The organism is Streptomyces sp. NPDC052020 (genome assembly GCF_040680575.1).
Taxonomy (GTDB): domain Bacteria; phylum Actinomycetota; class Actinomycetes; order Streptomycetales; family Streptomycetaceae; genus Streptomyces.
Genome location: NZ_JBFAWY010000014.1, coordinates 35,393 through 55,010, shown reverse-complemented (window position 1 = coordinate 55,010; position 19,618 = coordinate 35,393). Strand labels below are relative to the sequence as shown.

The window sequence follows — 19,618 nt, the reverse complement described above, 5'->3', positions numbered from 1 at the left end:
CCGGCGCCGATCGGATAGCAAGGGCACATGGCGGTCTTCGTCGCGCTCGGCGCGTTCCTGATGACGCTGGCCGGCGGCTGGACGGCACAGCGCGTGACCGACCGCCGCCACCTGGTGCTGGGCCTGGCCGGCGGCCTGATGCTGGGCGTCGTCGGCCTGGACCTGCTGCCGGAGGCGCTTGAGGCGGCGGGCACCGAGGTGCACGGCGTCCCGGCGGCCCTGCTGCTGTTCGTGGCCGGTTTCCTCGTAGCCCATCTGGTGGAACGTCTGCTGGCGGCACGACAGGCCGCCCACGGTGCGGAGGAGCACGACGGTCGGACACCCGAGGTCGGCCTCACCGCCGCCGCCGCGATGGTCGGCCACAGCGCCATGGACGGGGTCGCCATCGGCGCCGCCTTCCAGGTCGGCCACGGCATGGGGCTCGCCGTCGCGCTCGCCGTGATCGCCCACGACTTCGCGGACGGCTTCAACACCTTCACCCTCACGACCGTCTACGGCAACGCCCGCCGCCGCGCCGTCGCCATGCTGGTCGCGGACGCGGTCGCCCCGGTCGCCGGTGCCGCCTCCACGCTGCTGTTCACCCTCCCCGAGCCCCTGCTCGGCGGCTATCTCGGCTTCTTCGGCGGCGCGCTGCTCTATCTCGCGGCGGCCGAGATCCTGCCCGAGGCCCACCACGAGCACCCGGCCCGCTCGACCGTGCTGTGCACGGTCGCGGGCGCGGCGTTCATCTGGCTGGTGGTCGGCATCGCCGAGTGACCACGCCCCCCGGCGGGTCACAGTTTCCCGCCCCGCCCGCCGTCCCGGCGCGCGGGCGCGATCAGCGTCGACAGATACGGCAGGGCCGCCCCGTCCAGCTCGGCGGCCGGCCGGATCGACTCCTCCGGCAGCCCCAGCGCGGAACCCCACACGGCACCGCCGATCCGCCCGCTGTCGCGCAGCGCCTCGGCGACCTCGGCGGCCTGCCGCCCGAACTTGTACGCCACGACCGTGCCCGGCCCGCTGAGCGCGTCCTTCAGCACGGCCGCGCCCGCCGTCACCGGCACCAGCGTCAGCGGCTCGGTGCCCTCCGTCAGCACGGCGCCCGAACGGGCCGCGAGATCCTGCATGGCGGTGATCCCGGGCACCGTCTCGACGACCGTGCCCGGCACCAGCCCGGCGACGGTCTGCGCGAGATAGGTGAACGTCGAGTACACGTTCGGGTCCCCGATGGTCGCGAACGCCACGCTGCCGTGGGCCCGCAGCAGCCCGGCCACCCGCTCGCCCGCCGCGTCCCACGCCGCCTCGCGCCGCGCCCGGTCGGTGCGCTCGTTCAGCGCGAACACCACCCGGACGACCTTCTCCGCGGGCACGTAGTGCAGCACCGTCGCCTCGGCCCGTCCCCGCTCACCGGTGTCCATGACGGGCACGACGACCACCTCGGCCGCGCGCAGCGCGTTCACGCCCTTCACGGTCACCAGCTCCGGGTCGCCCGGACCGACCCCGACCCCGACCAGCCTGCTGCTCATGACGTCCGGCACCTCTCCACGAACCGACGGGCGACACCGGGCTCGGACGCCCAGTGCGTGTGCAGATAACTCGCGTGCACACCGCGCTGTACGAAACCTTCGACGCGCCGCTCGGGCGCCCGCACCCCCCACGCCGGGGCCGCCCCCGCCCCGGGCTCGACCACCGTGCGGTGGAACTCGTGCCCCCGCATGCGCGTCCCGGACGGCGCCAGCACACTGTCGCCCACGGCCACCGCGTCCCGGTAGCCCAGCGTCAGCCGCTCGCTCATCCGCGCGGAGGCGTCCAGCACCCCGCACATCGGCTGCCCGTCCAGCTCCCGGCACAGATACAGCAGCCCCGCGCACTCGGCGGCCACGGGGGCGCCGGAACGCGCCAGCTCGCCGACCGCCCGGCGCAGCGGCTCGTTGGCGGACAGCTCACCGGCGTACACCTCCGGGAAGCCGCCGCCGATCACCAGCCCCGCCGTGCCCTCCGGCAGCCGCTCGTCCCGCAGCGGATCGAACGTCACCACCTCGGCACCGGCGGCGGTCAGCAGCTCGGCGTGCTCGGCGTAGGAGAACGTGAACGCCGCGCCACCGGCCACGGCCACCACGGGGCGCGTCCCGCCGCAGACCACCGGCGGCTCCCACTCCCCGCACGACAGCGGGCCCGCACCGCGCGCCAGCCCCGCCAGCGCCTGAAGATCGCATCCGGCCTCGACCTGCGCGGCCATCGCCGCCACGGCCTGAACCGCCGCGCCGCGCCGCTCGGCGACCGGCACCAGCCCCAGATGCCGCGACGGCGTGTCCACCTGCGGCGCCCGCCGCAGCACGCCCAGCACCGGCACCCCGGCCGCGTCCAGCGCCTCCCGCAGCAGCGCCTCGTGCCGGTCGGAGCCGACCTTGTTGAGGATCACGCCCCCGATCCGCACCCCGGGGTCCCAGGACGCGAAGCCGTGCACCAGCGCCGCCACCGACCGCGACTGCGAGGACGCGTCGACCACCAGCACCACCGGCGCCCGCAGCACCTTCGCCACCTGCGCGGTGGAGGCCAGTTCGCCCTCCCCGGCCGCCCCGTCGTACAGCCCCATCACACCCTCGACCACGGCGAGGTCACAGCCTCGGGCCCCGTGCAGGAACAGCGGACCGACCAGCTCCGGACCGCACAGGTAGGCGTCGAGGTTGCGCCCCGCCCGCCCGGTCGCGAGCGCGTGGTAGCCGGGGTCGATGTAGTCCGGCCCCACCTTGTGCGGGGACACGGCGAGCCCCCGCGCGGTGAACGCGGCCATCAGCCCCGTGGCGACGGTGGTCTTGCCGCTCCCCGAGGAGGGCGCGGCGACCACGAGCCGGGGGACGGACGAGGAGGGGTTCACCACTCGATGCCCCTCTGTCCCTTCTGCCCCACGTCCATCGGGTGCTTGACCTTGGACATGTCGGTGACGAGATCGGCGAAGTCCACCAGCTTCTCCGGCGCGTTCCGCCCGGTGATCACCACATGCTGGGTTCCCGGACGGTCGCGCAGCACCTGCACGACCTCGTCCGTGTCGACCCAGCCCCAGTGCATCGGGTAGGCGAACTCGTCCAGCACGTACAGCCGGTACGTCTCGTTCGCCAGGTCCCGCTTGACCTGCTCCCAGCCCTCGCGGGCCTTCTCCGCGTTGTCCATCTGGGCGTCCCGCTGGACCCAGGACCAGCCCTCGCCCATCTTGTGCCAGGCGACGCTCCCGCCCTCGCCGGAGTCCCCGAGCACGCGCAGCGCCCGCTCCTCGCCGACCTTCCACTTCGCCGACTTGACGAACTGGAACACCCCGATCGGCCACCCCTGGTTCCAGGCCCGCAGCGCCAGCCCGAAGGCGGCCGTCGACTTGCCCTTGCCCACGCCCGTGTGCACCACGACCAGCGGCCGGTTGCGTCGCTGACGCGTCGTCAGACCATCGTCGGGAACGACACTCGGCTGTCCCTGCGGCATTACGCGGCCCTCCTCTGTACGTCCTTCACCAGGCCGGCGATCGCGTCGGCCCGCAGCTCGTCCAGCGTCACGGCGGTGCCGCCCAGCTCGGCGGCGAGCTTGCCGGCCAGCCCCAGCCGCACCGGCCCCGACTCACAGTCCACGACCACCGAGGCGACCCCCTCCGCCGCGAACAGCCGCGCGGCCCGCGACGCCAGCGCCACCGGCTCCGGGCCGCCCGTGGCCCGCCCGTCCGTCACCACCACGACCAGCGGCCGCCGCGCCGCGTCCCGCAGCCGCTCCACCCGCAGCACGTCGTGGGCCTTGAGCAGCCCCGCCGCGAGCGGCGTCCGCCCGCCCGTCGGCAACGACTGAAGCCGCGCGGCGGCGGCATCGACGGACGACGTCGGCGGCAGCGCCACCTCGGCGCCCGACCCCCGGAACGTCACCAGCCCCACCTTGTCCCGCCGCTGGTAGGCGTCGAGCAGCAGCGACAGCACGGCACCCTTCACGGCGCCCATGCGCTGCCGCGCCGCCATCGAGCCGGAGGCGTCGACCACGAACAGCACGAGGTTGCCCTCACGCCCCTCGCGGGTCGCCTGCCGCAGATCGTCCCGGCGGACCACCAACCCCGGCCCCGACCGCCCGCGCGCCCGCTGATGCGGGGCCGCCGCCTGCACGGTCGCCGCAAGATGCAGCTTGGTCAGCGCACCCCGCGGACGCCGCGCCCCGGTCGTGCGCCCGTGCTCGGTCCGCGCCCGCGAGCGCCGCCCGGCGGCACCCTCGCCGATGCCGGGCACGCTCAGCGCCTTCGTACGGAACGGCTCCGCCGCCCGCACGGGGGACTGCTCACCCGCGCCCGACGGCTGCGGCTCGCCGCCCTCCCCGGCCTCGGGGCGCGCGGCGGTGTCACCGCCCTGGGGGCCGTTGTCGGGAGCGGGCTTTCCACCGCCCCCGCCGGGCCCGTCCGGTCCCGGGTCCGGGTCGTCGTCCTCCCCGGAGAACTCCTCCAGGGTCTGGTCGAGCTTGTCCTCGTCGAGGCCCGGCGCGTCGAAGGGGTTGCGCCGGCGCCGGTGCGGCAGCGCCAGCAGCGCCGCCTGCCGCACATCCTCCGCGAGCACGTCGGTCCGGCCCGCCCACGCGGCCAGCGCCGTCGCCGTGCGCGCCATCACGATGTCCGCCCGCATGCCGTCCACCTCGAACGCCGCGCAGGTCGCCGCGATCTGCCGCAGCGCCCCGTCGCCGAGCCGCACCCGCGGCAGCAGCTCCCGTGCCGCGGTGATCCGCTGCCGTACGGCGGCCTCCTCGTCGGCCCAGCGCGCGGCGAAGGCGGCGGGGTCGTCCTCGTAGGCGAGGCGCCGGCGCACGACCTCCACCCGCCGCTCCGGCTCCCGCGAGGCCGCGACCTCCACGGTCAGCCCGAACCGGTCGAGGAGCTGCGGGCGCAGCTCGCCCTCTTCCGGGTTCATGGTGCCGACGAGCAGGAAGCGCGCCGCGTGCCGCACGGAGACGCCCTCGCGCTCGACGTACGAGGCGCCCATCGCCGCCGCGTCCAGCAGCAGGTCGACCAGGTGGTCGTGGAGCAGGTTGACCTCGTCCACGTACAGGATCCCGCGGTGCGCGCCGGCGAGCAGGCCCGGCTCGAACGCCTTCACGCCCTCCGCGAGCGCCCGCTCGATGTCGAGGGCGCCCACCAGCCGGTCCTCGGAGGCGCCGACGGGCAGCTCGACCATGCGCGCGGGGCGCGCGGTCCCCGCGCCCGGCTCGTGCGGCCCGTCCGGGCAGCCGGGGTCCGGGGAGGCCGGGTCACAGGAGAAACGGCACCCGGGCACGACGGCGACCTCGGGCAGCAGCGCCGAGAGGGCACGCACCGCCGTGCTCTTCGCGGTGCCCTTCTCGCCGCGCACGAGGACTCCGCCGACCGCCGGGGACACGGCGTTCAACAGCAGCGCGAGCCGCAGGTCGTCCTGGCCGACCACGGCCGTGAAAGGGAAGGGGGTGGTCACTGGTCGCCCTCCAAGTCGCCCTCGAGCTCCAGATAAGTGGCGCGCAGCCGCTCCAGCGTGTCCGCGTCCGGCTCGGACCACAGGCCCCGGTCCGCCGCCTCCAGCAGCCGCTCGGTGATGCCGCGCAGCGCCCACGGGTTGGACTTCTTCATGAAGTCCCGGTTCTCCGGGTCGAAGACGTACTCCGCGCTCAGCTTCTCGTACATCCAGTCGTCCACGACCCCGGCCGTGGCGTCGTAGCCGAACAGGTAGTCCACGGTCGCCGCCATCTCGAAGGCGCCCTTGTAGCCGTGGCGCCGCATCGCCGCCATCCAGCGCGGGTTGACCACCCGGGCGCGGAAGACGCGGTGCGTCTCCTCGCCCAGCGTCCGGGTCTTCACCTGGTCGGGCGTGGCCGAATCACCGACGTACGCCTCGGGGCTCGCCCCCGTCAGGTGCCGCACCATGGCGACCATGCCGCCGTGGTACTGGAAGTAGTCGTCCGCGTCGACGAGGTCGTGCTCACGCGTATCGACGTTCTTCGCGGCGACGGCGATCCGCCGGAACGCCGTCTCCATGTCCCCGCGCGCCGCCCGCCCGTCGAGCCCGCGCCCGTAGGCGTAGCCGCCCCACACCGCGTACACCTCGGCCAGGTCCGCGTCGGAGCGCCAGTTGCGGGCATCGATCAGCGGCAGCAGCCCCGCGCCGTACGCGCCCGGCTTGGAGCCGAAGATGCGGGCGGTGGCCCGGCGCCGGTCGCCGTGCCCGGCGGTGTCCTGCTCCACGTGCGCCCGCACGTAGTTGGACTCGGCGGGCTCCTCCAGCTCGGCCACCGCCCGCACCGCGTCGTCGATCAGCCCGACCACGTGCGGGAACGCGTCCCGGAAGAAGCCGGAGATGCGGACGGTGACGTCGATGCGCGGCCGGCCCAGCTCCGCCAGGGGGACGATCTCGAAGCCGGTGACCCGGCGCGAGGCGTCGTCCCACACCGGACGGCAGCCCAGCAGCGCCAGGATCTCCGCGATGTCGTCGCCCTGGGTGCGCATGGCCGAAGTGCCCCACACCGTCAGGCCGACGGACTTCGGGTACTCGCCCGTGTCCTGGAGGTACCGCTGTACCAGCGAGTCCGCCAGCGACTGCCCGACCTCCCAGCTCAGCCGGGACGGGATCGCCTTGGGGTCGACCGAGTAGAAGTTCCGGCCGGTCGGCAGGACGTTGACCAGGCCCCGGGTCGGCGAACCGGAGGGACCGGCCGGGACGTAACCGCCGTCCAGGGCGCGCAGGATGTGCCCGATCTCGTCCGTCGTACGGGCCAGGCGCGGCACGACCTCGGTACAGGCGAACTCCAGCACGGCCACGGCGTCGGGGAGCTCGGTGCCCAGGACCTCGCGCACCAGCCCGGGCACCGAGGCGGCCGCCCAGTCCCGCGCCTCCATCCCCTCCGCGATCCGCCGGCACAGCTGCTCCAGCAGGTCGATCGCGTCGGCGGCGGTCCGCGCCGGGCCCTCCACCAGGTCCGTCAGCTCCACCGGCACCTTCACCGGCGCGCCCGGCTCGGCCAGCAGCTCCTTCTCCACCAGCCCGAAGTGCCCGGCCAGCGCGGCCCGCAGGCCCGGCAGCGCGTTCGCCTGCCCGCCCCACACCTGGGAGGCGCGCAGCACGGCCAGGACCAGGTTCACGCGGGGCTCGCCGACCGGCCCGCCGCCCAGGATGTGCAGGCCGTCGCGGATCTGCACGTCCTTGATCTCGCACAGGTAGCCGTCGATGTGCATGACGAACTCGTCGAACTCGTCGTCGTCCGGCTGTTCGTCCACGTGCAGGTCGTGGTGGAGCTCCGCCGCCTTGACCAGCGTCCAGATCTGCGCCCGCACGGCCGGGGCCTTCGTCGGGTCCAGATCGCTGACCAGCGCGTACTCGTCGAGGAGCTGCTCCAGCTTGGCCAGGTCGCCGTAGGTGTCGGCGCGCGCCATCGGCGGGACGAGGTGGTCGACCACCGTCGCGTGCCCGCGCCGCTTGGCCTGGGTGCCCTCGCCGGGGTCGTTGACGATGAACGGGTAGACCAGGGGGAGGTCGCCGAGGACGGCGTCCGGCGCGCAGCCGGCGCTCAGGCCCAGCCCCTTGCCCGGCAGCCACTCCATCGTGCCGTGCTTGCCCATGTGCACGATCGCGTCGGCGCCGAAGCTGTTCTCCAGCCAGCGGTAGGCCGCCAGGTAGTGGTGGGACGGCGGCATGTCCGGGTCGTGGTAGATCGCGATGGGGTTCTCGCCGAAGCCGCGCGGCGGCTGGATCATGACGACGACGTTCCCGAACCGCAGGGACGCCAGCACGATGTCGTCGCCGTCCACGTACAGCGAGCCCGGCGGCTCGCCCCACGCCTCCCGCATGGCCTCCCGGAGTTCGGGGTCCAGCTTCTCGAACCACGCCCGGTAGTCGGCCAGCGGGACCCGCGCGGGCGCGGCGGCCAGCTGCTCCTGCGTCAGCCACTCCACGTCGTGCCCGCCGGCCTCGATGAGCCGGTGGATCAGCTCGTCGCCGCCGGAGGGGTAGTCGGTGAGCGCGTACCCGGCGTCCCGCAGCGCGTCCAGCACCCGCACCGCCGAGGCGGGCGTGTCCAGGCCGACCGCGTTGCCGACCCGGGAGTGCTTGGTCGGGTAGGCGGTGAAGACGAGCGCGATCCTCTTCTCCGCGTTCGGCTTGTGCCTCAGCCGGGCGTGCCGTACGGCGATCCCGGCGACCCGCGCGGCCCGCTCCGGGTCGGCGGCGTACACGGGAACGTCGTCGGGGCCCTGCTCCTTGAAGGAGAACGGCACGGTGATCAGGCGGCCGTCGAACTCGGGGATGGCGACCTGCATCGCCGCGTCCATGGGGGACAGGGCGGCGTCGGACTCCTCCCACGCGGCGCGCGAGGAGGTCAGGCAGAGCCCTTGCAGCACCGGCACGTTGAGGTCGGCGAGGGCCCCGATGTCCCAGGACTCCTCGTCGCCGCCCGCCGACGCCTGCGAGGCGTGGGTGCCGCCGGCGGCCAGGACGGTGGCGACCAGCGCGTCGGCCCGGCCGAGGATCTCGTACAGTCCGGCGTCCGCGCCCCGCAGCGAACCGCAGTACACGGGCAGGGCGTTGGCGCCGTGCGCCTCGATGGCGTCGCACAGGGTGTCCACGAAGGCGGTGTTGCCGCTCAGCTCGTGCGCGCGGTAGAAGAGCACGCCCACGGTCGGCCGGCCGTCGTGGAGCTCGCAGGAGCCGTGCACCCCGTACTCCGGCATCTTCCGGGGCGCGGCGAAGCCCTCACCCGTCAGCAGCACGGTGTCGGACAGGAACCGCGCCAGCTCGGCCAGGTTGGCCGGGCCGCCCTCCACGAGGTACTTCAGCGCCTCGGCGACGACTCCGGCGGGCACGCTGGACTCGGCCATCAGCTCCGCGTCCGGCACGGCCTCCCCGCCCAGCAGCACGGTGGGGACGCCGGACGCCTTGAGCGCGGCGAGGCCGTCCTCCCAGGCGCGCTTGCCGCCCAGCAGCCGTACGACGGCGACGTCCGCGCCGTCCAGGAGGCCCGGCAGCTCCTCCCGCACGTCCACCCGGGTCGGGTTGCCGATCCGGTAGGCGGCGTCTGAGGCTCGGGCCGCCAGCAGATCCGTGTCGGCGGTCGACAACAACAACACTGTGCTCATGCGGGCGCTCCCGGTGGAATGAAAGGCAGTCCTTGCGGCGCGCCGGACTCGATGAGCCGCCACAGCGCGTCCGTGTCCGCGTGCTGTTCGATCAGGTCGCCGAGCCGGTCGAGCTGCTCCTCGCGCAGCACGGCGAACGACGTGTCCGGGGCCGGTACGAAGCGGCGGCCCGCGGCGGCGGCCACCTCGCGCAGGAACGCCCGCCGGAAACCGTCCGACTCCAGCGAGCCGTGCCAGTGCGTCCCCCAGGTCTGGCCGACCCGGCAGCCGTCGAGGAAGGGCTCCCCTCCGGTGACCTCGGCGACCCCGTGGTGGATCTCGTACCCCTCGACCCGCTCGCCGAGGGCCCGGCCCACCGGCCGGGTGAGGGTCTTCTCACGGGCGAACCGCACCCGCACCGGCAGGATCCCGAGCCCGTCGACCCGGCCGCGGCGGCTCTCGACGTCGTCCTCGATGCGCTCGCCGAGGAGCTGGAAGCCGCCGCAGAGGCCGAGCACGGGCCGCTGCTCGGCGGCCCTGCGCCTGAGGGCGTCCGCGAGTCCCCGCTCCCGCAGCCAGTCCAGCGCCCGGACCGTCCCCCGCGTCCCCGGGACGACCACCAGGTCCGCGTCGGCCAGTTCCTCCGGCCGGTCGACGAACCGCACCACCACGCCCGGCTCGGCGGCCAGCGCGTCCACGTCCGTGAAGTTCGACATCAGCGGGATGGCGCAGACGGCGACCCGCAGCACGTCCTCCCCGACGGGCGGGGCCACGTTCGACTCCCGCACGGTGCCGCGCAGGGAGACCCGCAGGCCGTCCTCCTCGTCGATGCCGAGCCCGTGCCGGAACGGCAGCACCCCGTAGGTGTGCCGTCCGGTCAGGCCGTGCAGCATGTCCAGGCCCGGCTCCAGCAGCGACACGTCCCCGCGGAACTTGTTGACCAGGAACCCGGCGACCAGCGCCTGGTCCTCGGGCGACAGCAGCGCCACCGTCCCGAAGAACGAGGCGAACACGCCCCCGCGGTCGATGTCGCCGACGACCAGCACCGGGAGCCCGGCGTTGCGGGCGATCCCCATGTTCACGATGTCGGTCCGGCGCAGGTTGATCTCCGCCGGGCTGCCCGCCCCCTCGCAGATCACCGCGTCGTACGTGCGGCGCAGCTCGGCCAGGCAGTCCAGGACGGTGCCGAGCAGCTGCCGCTGCCGTCCGCCGTGATAGCCGCGCGCGCTGAGCTCGCCGACCGGCTTGCCCAGCAGCACCACCTGGCTGCTCTGCTCGCCGCCCGGCTTGAGCAGCACCGGGTTCATCAGCGCGGTCGGCTCGACGCGGCACGCCTGCGCCTGCATCGCCTGGGCCCGCCCGATCTCGGCGCCCTCACGGGTGACGAAGGAGTTCAGCGACATGTTCTGCGCCTTGAACGGCGCGACCTTGACGCCCTGCCGCGCCAGCCACCGGCAGATTCCGGCGGTGACGACGCTCTTGCCGGCGTCGGAGGTGGTCCCGGCGACGAGGAGACCGCCGCCCCTACCGCCTGCCGTGCCGGACCCGGCTCCCGTGCCGCTCATGACGTACGTCCTCTCTTCCGCGGGCCGACGGCCAGCAGCCGCGCGCCCGCACACGCGCCCAGCGCCAGCCAGGACACGCGCCGGGACAGCCGTACCGCACGGCCGATGTCGCCGACGCGGACGGTGCGTCCCGCCGCGCCGTTGAGCACGGGCCGGTGCTCCACCCGCCCGCCGTACGACAGCGTTCCGCCGAGCCGGACGCCGAGAGCGCCCGCGAACGACGCCTCGACGGGCCCGGCGTTGGGGCTCGGGTGCCGCGCGGCGTCGGCCCGCCAGGCCCGGACGGCCCCGCGCGGGTCGCCGCCGGCGAGGACGGCGAGGACGGCGGTGAGCCGCGCGCCCGGCCAGCCGGCGAGGTCGTCGAGACGGGCCGAGGCCCAGCCGTAGCGGCGGTGGCGGGGCGACGTGTGGCCGACCATCGCGTCCAGGGTGTTGACGGCCCGGAAACCGAGCAGCCCCGGCACGCCGCCGACGGCACCCCACACCAGGGCGCCCACCACCGCGTCGGAGGTGTTCTCGGCGACGGACTCCACGACGGCCCGCGCGATCTGGTCGGCGTCCAGGGCCTGCGGGTCGCGCCCGCACAGATGCGGCAGCCGCGCCCGGGCGGCCTCGATGTCGCCCGCCTCCAGCGCCCGCCCGACGGCACCGGCCTCGCGCGCGAGCGAGGTGCCGCCGACGACGGCCCAGGTGGCGGCCGCGGTCAGCGCGACGGAGGCGGCGGGGGAGGGGCGCACGGCCCGGGAGGCGAGGGCGCCGAGCGCCACGGCCCCGCCGGCGCACACGGCGGCGTGCAGGGCGCCCCAGCCACGGTGGTCCCGCCACAGCAGACGTTCCACGGCACCGGCGGCACGGCCGAACGCGGCGACCGGATGCCCCCGGCGGGGATCGCCGAGGAGGAGGTCGCCGAGAAGGCCCGCGGCGGCGCCGTACGCGAAGACGCGTTCGGCACGCATGGGAGCTCAGCCGGTCACACGGTCGGGGAGAGACCTGACGGTGAACCTCGATCGGCAGCCGAGCATCGCGTTATGTCCTCACTCAGGGTGTCCACGCCCTGGTTCGACGAGACCGGCGGTGAGAGTTCCTGGCTCCCGGGGGGCACCCCGGTCACAGTGGCGGGACCGCGCCGGATTCGCACCGGGCTTCCTCTCCTGCCGCCGTACATGGCCCAGGAAGTCCACCACGGCCCCCGAACACCCGTCAACTTGCCCTTGACCTGCGCCGGGGGGAGTGTGCGCAGGCCCACATCGCCAGGGCGAGCGCCGGGCACGCGAAAGCGGGGTGCGGGACGGTGGCCCGTCCCGCACCCCGGGGTGACCGTGGGCGGCGCGGCCCGCCGGGCGGCACCCGGTGACCGCTCGGGCGCCGCGCCGGCGCGGGCGGGGCGGCCGGGCGCCCGCGTGTGCCGCCGTCAGGCGACGATCAGATAGATCCCGTACGCCACCGCAGCCGCGCAGGCGGCGAAGCACGCGTACGCGCCGGTGACCGCGAGGGCGGCGGAACCGCCCTGCGCCGCGGCCCGCTCCCGGCGGGAGAGGCCGGCGATGCCGAGGGTGAACAGGGCCACCAGGGCAACGGTGACCACGAGGCTGACCCCGAAGACGGAGCCGAGGGCTGCCCAGTCGATCTTCATCCTGCTACTTCCTTCGTACCGGGTGGGCGCGGGCTCAGACGGGGGTGGCGGCCGACGGCGCCTTGGCGTCGGAGGCCGTGGCCTGGGCCGGGATCGCGGCGGTCAGGTCCTCGGCGGACGCGCCCGCCGGGGGCGGGGTCACGGCGGCGATCGCGGTGGTCACCACCCCGGCCGACCCGGCTTCCCCGGCCTCCTCGGTGTCGTTGACGTTGGTGTGGTCGACGACCTCGCGGCGGGAGATCTTCCAGATGGCGAAGCTGGAGGCGACCAGGAAGACCGCGACCAGCGCCGTGCCCCAGTCGCCCAGGCCGCAGACCCACTCGGCGAGCGCGGCGACCAGGGCCGCGGCGGGCAGGGTCAGGCCCCAGGCGACGAACATCCGGGTGGCCGTGGACCAGCGCACCACACCGCCCTTGCGGCCGAGGCCCGCGCCCATCACGGCACCGGAGACCGAGTGCGTGGTGGAGAGGGAGAAGCCGAGGTGGGAGGAGGCCAGGATGACCGTGGCGGCGCTGGTCTGGGCGGCGAAGCCCTGCTGCGGCTGGAGGTCGGTCAGGCCCTTGCCCATGGTGCGGATGATGCGCCAGCCGCCGAGGTAGGTGCCGAGCGCGATGGCCAGGCCCGCGGAGAGGATGACCCACATCGGGGGGTCGGAGTCGGGGGCGAGGGCGCCGCCGGCGACCAGGGCGAGGGTGATGATGCCCATCGTCTTCTGCGCGTCGTTGGTGCCGTGCGCCAGCGAGACCAGGCCGGCGGAGGCGATCTGCCCGGCGCGGTAGCCCTTGGCGGCGGCCGCGCCGTCGGCCTTCCTGCCCAGCGTGTACGTCAGCCGGGAGGCGAACATCGCCGCGACGCCCGCGACGATCGGGGCGGCGACCGCCGGCAGGAGCACCTTGGTGACGAGCACGTCGCCGTGGACCGCGCCGACGCCCGCGGAAGCGATCGCGGCGCCGATCAGACCGCCCATCAGGGCGTGCGAGGAGCTGGACGGCAGGCCGACCAGCCAGGTCAGCAGGTTCCAGAGGATCGCGCCGACCAGGGCGGCGAATATGACCTCGGGACGGATGCCGGTCTCGTCGACGAGCCCCTTGGAGATGGTGTTGGCGACCTCCACGGAGAGGAAGGCGCCCACCAGGTTGAGGACGGCGGACATGGCCACCGCGACCTTGGGCCGCAGAGCGCCCGTGGAAATGGTCGTGGCCATCGCGTTCGCGGTGTCGTGGAAACCGTTCGTGAAATCGAACGCGAGTGCGGTCACCACCACAATCGCGAGAATCAGCGAGAAGCTTTCCATTTACCCAGGCAATCGTTCGAGGTCATTGGTTGCTCGAACGTAGGTAACGAGGGTGAACGGAAGATGAACTGAGAGGGGCGCGGCAGTGACCGGAAGCGGGGTCTTCGCCCCCTCTTGCGCAGGTCGTGTGCGCCCCGCGCCCGGCTGCCGCGCGTCCGCCCGGCCGGGCGGACGGTCCGAAGAGATATCGGTCACCCGGCGGGGGCGGCGCCTGGGAAGATCGCCTCATGACCGAGCAGACGTGGAACCGGCGGAGCGCCCAGGGCGCCCGGGAGGAGGAGCGGGTGGTGGGGGAGTCGCGGGAAAGGCGCGTGCGCCCGGAGGAGGCGCACGCCTGGGAGGCGCTCGTGGCGACGGCCCGGCGCACGGTCGCCGACGGACTGGTGGTCGGCACCTCCGGCAATGTCTCGGTGCGCGTCGGCGACACCGTCCTGGTCACCCCGTCGGGTGTCCCGTACGACCGGCTCACGCCGCAGGACGTCACCGGGGTCGGTCTCGACGGCGCCCAGGTGCTCGGCACGCTGGTCCCCACCAGTGAGCTGCCCATGCACCTGGCCGTGTACCGCGCCACCGGCGCCCGCGCCGTCGTCCACACCCACGCCGTGCACGCGACGGCCGTCTCGGCCCTCGTCCGGGAGCTCCCCCCGGTCCACTACATGGCCGCCGCCCTGGGCGGCCCCGTCCGGGTCGCCCCGTACGCCACGTACGGCACCGAGGAGCTGGCCGCGCACATGCTCGACGCCCTCGCCGACCGCTCCGGCTGCCTTCTGCGCAACCACGGCACGCTCACCTACGGCGCCACCCTCGACCAGGCGTACGACCGCACCGCCCAGCTGGAGTGGATGTGCCGCCTGTGGCTGACCGCCTCGTCCGTGCCCGGCCTGACGCCGTCCCTGCTGACGCGGGAGCAGCTCGCCGAGGCCGGCGAACGGCTGCGGGGATACGGCCAGGAGAGCTGACCGGCGCCCCGGGCGGGGCGGCGGCGTCCGCCGCCCCGCCGGCGGGCGCGTCGAGCACCGCCGCGCCGTCACCCTCACCCGCCCGCCCACTGGCCGGTCACCGGATCCGCCGGGACACTGGGTGACGTGCGCACCGTCACCGCAACGGCCACCGCCGTCACCGCAGCCCTGGCCACCGGCGCCGCCAGCATCGTCGCCGGCCGGCTCGCCAGCGACGCCGCGCTGAAGGCGCCCGCGGGCCGGCCCCTGCCCACCGAACCCCGGCTCACCGTGCACGGCACCGCGGCAGGCCAGATCACCCTCACCCGGCACCTGGCCACGCTCCGCCCCGGCCGGTACGGCCTCGCGGGCGACGGCTCCCACGCGGTCGTCGGCCCCGTCCTCGACGCGGCCCGGCACCCCGCCGACACCGTCGTGCGCCGCCTGGAACGCGTCACGCACGGCACCCTCGGGCCCGGCGACAAGGTCTGGCTCACCCCGAACCTGTACGTCGGCGACCCGGGCACCGCCCTCGGCCTGGACCACGCCGACGCCGACGTCCCCGGCGAGCTCGGCTCCCTGCCGGCCTGGTTCGTGCCGTCCTCCCGCGACACCTGGGTGATCGCCGTGCACGGCCTGGGCGCCACCCGGGAACAGGCCATGAACGTGATGGGGTTCCTGCACCGCCTGCGCGTCCCGGTGCTCGCCCTCGCCTACCGCGGCGACCTCGGCGCGCCCCGGTCGCCGGACGGGCTGAACCACCTCGGCCAGACCGAGTGGCGCGACCTGGACGCGGCGATCCGCTACGCGCTGCGGTACGGCGCCCGGCAGGTCGTCCTGCTCGGCTGGTCCACCGGCGCCACCATGGCCCTGCGCGCCGCCGAGTACTCCGGACTGCGCGACCGGATCGCCGGGCTCGTCCTGGACTCCCCGGTCCTGAGCTGGGAGGCGACCCTGCGCTCCCTGGCCGCGGCCCGGCACACGCCCGGGGCGCTGCTGCCGCTCGCGGTCCGCGCCGCCCAGGGCCGCGCCGCACTGCGCGCCGACCGTGCCGCCGACCCCGGCCCCGACCCCGGCCACCTCGCGGTGCCGGTACTGATCTTCCACGGCCCCGGCGACACGGTGGCCCCCTGGCACCTCTCCCGCCGCCTCGCCGCCGCCCGCCCCCGGCTGGTCCGCCTCCACACGGTCCCGCAGGCCCCGCACGCGGCCATGTGGAACGCCGCCCCCGACACCTACGAAGAGACCCTGCGGCGCTTCCTCACGCCGCTGATCTGACCGACGCCGAGGCCTCCCGGCGGCGCGCGGCCGGCCCCCGTGCCCGGTTCACCCCCCAGTACCCCACCGCTTCCGGCCACACCCCGCCCCACCCATTCCGCTTAGGGCCCCACCTCCTGGCCTGCGCGTCTTCGGCGGCCCACCACCACCCGTTGCGTTGGCCACCCCTGTCGCCCCCGGTGACATTCCGTTTGGGTTTTCGGACCGTCAACCGGAAGACTGCACCCGTGACGTCCCGTATCCCGCGCGACTCCAGGCTTCGACTCGTCCGCCCGCGACCCCTGGCCGCCGCCCCCAGAGCCGTGAACCAGCGGCGCCCGCGCCGCGCCGCGCCGCGCCCGCCCGAGGGCACGCCGGCCCGCTCGGAACTGGCCAGAATGGCACGCTCCGGTCTGGCCGGCGCGGTGCGCGTCGCCCGCTGGGCCGACGCCACCCTCGGACCGGGCCGGGCCGGCGCGACCTCCGACGGCAAGGCCACGCTCTCCGACGCCACCGCCGAACGGGCGGCGCGCGAGCTCGGCCTGACCGTCGCCCAGGTCCGCGCCGACTGGGACACCGCCCGCCTGGCCGGTCTCGTCGAGGTGCACGGCGACAGCGCCCGCCCCGGCTGGCGGCTGCGCGCCTGGGACCGCGACGACAGCGCCGTCCTGCGCGGCTGGGTCGCCCTCTTCGACGCCTGGTCGCTCGCCCACCCCGAGCCCGCCGACCACGAGCCGGCCGCCGTCGCCGAGGTCGTCTCGGCCATGCCCCAGGTGCTCTCCTTCCTCCAGCTGTCCGCCGGGCCCGTCCCCCTCGCCCAGCTCCTCGACCTCCTGGAACAGCGCGTCACCGAACTGCGCACCGAGCGCTGCGAGGTCCCCTACGGCCCGCGCGCCGAGCCCGAGACCCCCGGGCCCGGCGAGGACACGCCGCTCGCCCCGCTCCTGGACTGGGCCCTGCGCGCCCTCGCCTCGGTCGGCGCCCTCACCTACGGCGACGGGCAGGCCACGCTCACCCCGCTCGGCAGCTGGGCGGTCTGGGTCAAGCTGGAGCAGATCTGCGTGGCCGCGCAGAGCCCCGCCGGGAACATCGAGCAGGCCGCCGAGGACATGCTCCGCGGCTGCGCCCAGCTGCGCCCCAACGCGGCCCGCGCCGAGTACCGCGCCTGGCTCGCCGCCCGCCCCGTCGGCAGCGCCGTCACCGAACTCCTCGCCGCCGCCCGCGGCGACGACGCCCTGCTGCGCGGCCTCGCCTTCGAGGCGCTGCGCGTCGTCGGCGCCCCCGCCGAGCCCGACGTCCGGGCCGTGCTCGACGAGCCGACGCTGCGGCCCTACGCCCTGCTGTGGCTGGCCGAGCACGACGGGGCCGACCCGGAGGACGCCCACGAGGTCCTCACCCGGGAGGAGGCCACCTGGCTGTGGGTCGACACCGCCGCCGCCGTCGCCGACCACGGCGAGGCCCCGATGCTGGTCCGGCACCTGGAGTCCGCGGTGCAGCCGACCATCCCCGCGCTGCTCGACGAGGTGCGGGCCGTCGGGCACCCCCGCACCGTGCAGGTCCTGGTCGCGCTCGCCGCGGCCCATCCCGACCCGGCCCTGGCCAAGGCCGTGCGCCGGGCGGCGTTCCAGGTCCACACGGGCGGCAGCTGACACCCGGGGCGGCGTCCCGCCCCCGGGCCCGGCAGGACGCCCCCGGCGGGGCTCCCGCTCCCGCCCGCCGACTCAGGCCCCCGCCGCCTTCGCGTCCGTGTACGGCGGCGCCCGGCAGACGCCCGGACGACCGGCGTCCGCGCCCGCCCTACCGATCGCTCCCCCCCGTCGGCCGGAAAAAGTGGTTGCACGGTCCCGCTAGACTGAATCCCATGGCCATTCTCCTCGTGCATTAGACGGCGGGCCCGTCCTCAGCCGCCCGTCCCGCCATCCCAACCGCCCAGGAGTCTGTCCGTGATCTCCGCCTCCGGCATCGAGCTGCGCGCCGGTGCCCGTGTCCTCATCGAGTCCGCCACCTTCCGCGTCGCCAAGGGCGACCGCATCGGCCTGGTCGGCCGCAACGGCGCCGGCAAGACGACGCTCACCAAGTGCCTGGCCGGCGAGGGCATCCCCGCCGCCGGCACCATCACCCGCTCCGGCGAGGTCGGCTACCTCCCGCAGGACCCCCGCACCGGCGACCTCGACGTGCTCGCCCGCGACCGCATCCTCTCCGCCCGCGGCCTGGACGTCCTGCTCCGCAAGATGCGCGAGAACGAGCAGCGCATCGCCAATGGCCAGGGGGCCACCCGCGAGAAGGCCCTGCGGCAGTACGAGCGCCAGGAGACGGAGTTCCTCACCAAGGGCGGGTACGCCGCCGAGGCCGAGGCCGCCACCATCGCCGCCGCGCTCAACCTGCCCGACCGGGTGCTCGGCCAGCCGCTGCACACGCTCTCCGGCGGCCAGCGCCGCCGTATCGAGCTGGCCCGGATCCTGTTCTCCGACGCGGACACCCTGCTGCTGGACGAGCCGACCAACCACCTCGACGCCGACTCGATCATCTGGCTGCGGGACTACCTCAAGACCTACCGCGGCGGCTTCATCGTGATCTCCCACGACGTCGACCTGGTCGAGACGGTCGTGAACAAGGTGTTCTACCTGGACGCCAACCGCGCCACGATCGACGTCTACAACATGGGCTGGAAGCTCTACCAGCAGCAGCGCGAGGCCGACGAGAAGCGGCGCAAGCGCGAGCGGCAGAACGCCGAGAAGAAGGCCGCCGCGCTCAACGCCCAGGCGGACAAGATGCGTGCCAAGGCGACCAAGACGGTCGCCGCGCAGAACATGGCCCGCCGCGCGGAGAAGCTGCTGTCCGGCCTGGAGGAGGTCCGCCAGCAGGACAAGGTCGCCAAGCTCCGCTTCCCCGAGCCCGCGCCCTGCGGCAAGACCCCGCTGACGGCCGAGGGCCTGTCGAAGTCGTACGGCTCCCTGGAGATCTTCACCGACGTCGACCTGGCCATCGACAAGGGCTCCCGTGTCGTCATCCTCGGCCTCAACGGCGCGGGCAAGACGACCCTGCTGCGCCTGCTCGCGGGGGTCGAGCAGCCCGACACCGGCCGGGTCGTCCCCGGTCACGGCCTCAAGCTCGGCTACTACGCCCAGGAGCACGAGACCCTCGACCCGGACCGCACGGTCCTGGAGAACATGCGCTCCGCGGCGCCCGACATGGACCTCGTCGAGGTCCGCAAGGTGCTCGGCTCGTTCCTGTTCTCCGGTGACGACGTGGACAAGCCCGCCGGCGTCCTCTCCGGCGGTGAGAAGACCCGCCTGGCCCTGGCCACCCTCGTGGTCTCCTCGGCCAACGTGCTGCTGCTGGACGAGCCGACCAACAACCTCGACCCGGCCAGCCGCGAGGAGATCCTCGGCGCCCTGCGCACCTACAAGGGCGCGGTCGTCCTGGTCACCCACGACGAGGGCGCCGTCGAGGCGCTCCAGCCCGAGCGGATCATCCTGCTGCCCGACGGGGTCGAGGACCTGTGGGGCGCCGACTACGCGGACCTCGTCGCCCTCGCTTGATCGAACGACTGATCCCCCGCGTATGGATCATTCGGCCGATCCGTGATCCATCATCTGTGTGAGATCTCCTCATACCGAGGTGTGTCATACACCCATTTCGCGGCCGGGCCCTCCTTCGCCGGGGGCCCGGCCGTCGCGCCTTTCTGACCTGGTGTTTTCCGAAAGAACACGTGCGACTCTACGGACTTCCTCGCTTGGAATGGGAGATTCCGTATGTGGGGACGCACTCCCGTCGTCACGGACTTGTCTCACGGACCTTGCCGAATGGGTGGCCATCACGCCCCGGAGGGGTGATCATGAGGAGACCAGAGCGCACTTCCCATGA

The 19,618-nt window shown here is 74.6% G+C and carries 14 protein-coding genes and 1 riboswitch; of the genes, 5 read left to right on the top strand and 9 right to left on the bottom strand.

Features of this window, described 5'->3' with window-relative positions; translation table 11 throughout:
• The first annotated feature begins 27 nt into the window (after window positions 1-27).
• Window positions 28-756, top strand: coding sequence for a ZIP family metal transporter (locus tag AB0L74_RS16820; protein ID WP_365651824.1), 729 nt, complete (start codon window positions 28-30; stop codon window positions 754-756).
• A gap of 17 nt (window positions 757-773) precedes the next feature.
• On the opposite strand, the gene cobI is transcribed toward AB0L74_RS16820, so the two are convergent.
• The 9 genes from cobI to AB0L74_RS16775 all read right to left on the bottom strand — a co-directional run bounded on the left by cobI (window position 774) and on the right by AB0L74_RS16775 (window position 13,556).
• Window positions 774-1,505, bottom strand: a complete 732-nt coding sequence (cobI, locus tag AB0L74_RS16815; RefSeq protein ID WP_365651821.1) for a precorrin-2 C(20)-methyltransferase — start codon at window positions 1,503-1,505, stop codon at window positions 774-776.
• Window positions 1,502-2,857 (bottom strand): cobyrinate a,c-diamide synthase, encoded by a 1,356-nt coding sequence (locus tag AB0L74_RS16810; RefSeq protein WP_365652184.1) that lies wholly within the window; start codon window positions 2,855-2,857, stop codon window positions 1,502-1,504. The genes cobI and AB0L74_RS16810 overlap by 4 nt, the downstream gene beginning before the upstream one ends.
• Complete coding sequence (cobO, locus tag AB0L74_RS16805; RefSeq protein ID WP_365651818.1) at window positions 2,854-3,453, bottom strand: cob(I)yrinic acid a,c-diamide adenosyltransferase; 600 nt, start codon at window positions 3,451-3,453, stop codon at window positions 2,854-2,856. The genes AB0L74_RS16810 and cobO overlap by 4 nt, the downstream gene beginning before the upstream one ends.
• The gene (locus AB0L74_RS16800) at window positions 3,453-5,438 is read right to left on the bottom strand and encodes a putative cobaltochelatase (RefSeq protein ID WP_365651815.1); all 1,986 of its coding nucleotides are present in this window, start codon (window positions 5,436-5,438) and stop codon (window positions 3,453-3,455) included. The genes cobO and AB0L74_RS16800 overlap by 1 nt, the downstream gene beginning before the upstream one ends.
• Window positions 5,435-9,085 (bottom strand): cobaltochelatase subunit CobN, encoded by a 3,651-nt coding sequence (gene cobN, locus AB0L74_RS16795; protein WP_365651812.1) that lies wholly within the window; start codon window positions 9,083-9,085, stop codon window positions 5,435-5,437. Before cobN ends, AB0L74_RS16800 begins: the two co-directional genes overlap by 4 nt.
• A complete protein-coding gene (locus AB0L74_RS16790) occupies window positions 9,082-10,629 on the bottom strand; it encodes a cobyric acid synthase (RefSeq protein WP_365651809.1) in 1,548 nt (515 codons plus the stop codon). Before AB0L74_RS16790 ends, cobN begins: the two co-directional genes overlap by 4 nt.
• Window positions 10,626-11,585, bottom strand: coding sequence for a cobalamin biosynthesis protein (locus AB0L74_RS16785; protein WP_365651806.1), 960 nt, complete (start codon window positions 11,583-11,585; stop codon window positions 10,626-10,628). Before AB0L74_RS16785 ends, AB0L74_RS16790 begins: the two co-directional genes overlap by 4 nt.
• Window positions 11,586-11,707: 122 nt before the next feature.
• Window positions 11,708-11,779: riboswitch (cobalamin riboswitch) on the bottom strand.
• A 261-nt stretch (window positions 11,780-12,040) separates the two neighbouring features.
• A complete protein-coding gene (locus AB0L74_RS16780) occupies window positions 12,041-12,262 on the bottom strand; it encodes a hypothetical protein (protein WP_029385150.1) in 222 nt (73 codons plus the stop codon).
• A gap of 34 nt (window positions 12,263-12,296) precedes the next feature.
• A complete protein-coding gene (locus tag AB0L74_RS16775) occupies window positions 12,297-13,556 on the bottom strand; it encodes an inorganic phosphate transporter (protein ID WP_365651802.1) in 1,260 nt (419 codons plus the stop codon).
• 227 nt (window positions 13,557-13,783) lie between these two features.
• Here AB0L74_RS16775 and AB0L74_RS16770 point away from each other — a divergent pair, with 227 nt between their 5' ends.
• From AB0L74_RS16770 to AB0L74_RS16755, 4 genes are all read left to right on the top strand, one after another.
• Window positions 13,784-14,515 carry a class II aldolase/adducin family protein gene (locus tag AB0L74_RS16770; protein ID WP_365651799.1) on the top strand — a complete coding sequence of 244 codons (732 nt, stop codon included), beginning with the start codon at window positions 13,784-13,786 and terminating at the stop codon, window positions 14,513-14,515.
• A gap of 126 nt (window positions 14,516-14,641) precedes the next feature.
• Entirely contained in the window at window positions 14,642-15,772 is a 1,131-nt protein-coding gene (locus AB0L74_RS16765) for an alpha/beta fold hydrolase (protein WP_365651796.1), read from the top strand.
• A 227-nt stretch (window positions 15,773-15,999) separates the two neighbouring features.
• Window positions 16,000-17,400, top strand: a complete 1,401-nt coding sequence (locus tag AB0L74_RS16760; protein ID WP_365651793.1) for a hypothetical protein — start codon at window positions 16,000-16,002, stop codon at window positions 17,398-17,400.
• 294 nt (window positions 17,401-17,694) lie between these two features.
• On the top strand, window positions 17,695-19,293 hold the full coding sequence (locus AB0L74_RS16755; protein WP_365651790.1) for an ABC-F family ATP-binding cassette domain-containing protein: 1,599 nt from the start codon (window positions 17,695-17,697) through the stop codon (window positions 19,291-19,293).
• Window positions 19,294-19,618 lie beyond the last annotated feature (325 nt).

What these genes read in the sequence shown, in the direction of transcription:
- AB0L74_RS16820 (WP_365651824.1), top strand. Translation starts at nt 28, where the DNA reads ATGGCGGTCTTCGTCGCGCTCGGCGCGTTCCTGATGACGCTGGCCGGC.
- cobI (WP_365651821.1), bottom strand. Translation starts at nt 1,505, where the DNA reads ATGAGCAGCAGGCTGGTCGGGGTCGGGGTCGGTCCGGGCGACCCGGAG.
- cobO (WP_365651818.1), bottom strand. Translation starts at nt 3,453, where the DNA reads ATGCCGCAGGGACAGCCGAGTGTCGTTCCCGACGATGGTCTGACGACG.
- cobN (WP_365651812.1), bottom strand. Translation starts at nt 9,085, where the DNA reads ATGAGCACAGTGTTGTTGTTGTCGACCGCCGACACGGATCTGCTGGCG.
- AB0L74_RS16790 (WP_365651809.1), bottom strand. Translation starts at nt 10,629, where the DNA reads ATGAGCGGCACGGGAGCCGGGTCCGGCACGGCAGGCGGTAGGGGCGGC.
- AB0L74_RS16785 (WP_365651806.1), bottom strand. Translation starts at nt 11,585, where the DNA reads ATGCGTGCCGAACGCGTCTTCGCGTACGGCGCCGCCGCGGGCCTTCTC.
- AB0L74_RS16780 (WP_029385150.1), bottom strand. Translation starts at nt 12,262, where the DNA reads ATGAAGATCGACTGGGCAGCCCTCGGCTCCGTCTTCGGGGTCAGCCTC.
- AB0L74_RS16775 (WP_365651802.1), bottom strand. Translation starts at nt 13,556, where the DNA reads ATGGAAAGCTTCTCGCTGATTCTCGCGATTGTGGTGGTGACCGCACTC.
- AB0L74_RS16770 (WP_365651799.1), top strand. Translation starts at nt 13,784, where the DNA reads ATGACCGAGCAGACGTGGAACCGGCGGAGCGCCCAGGGCGCCCGGGAG.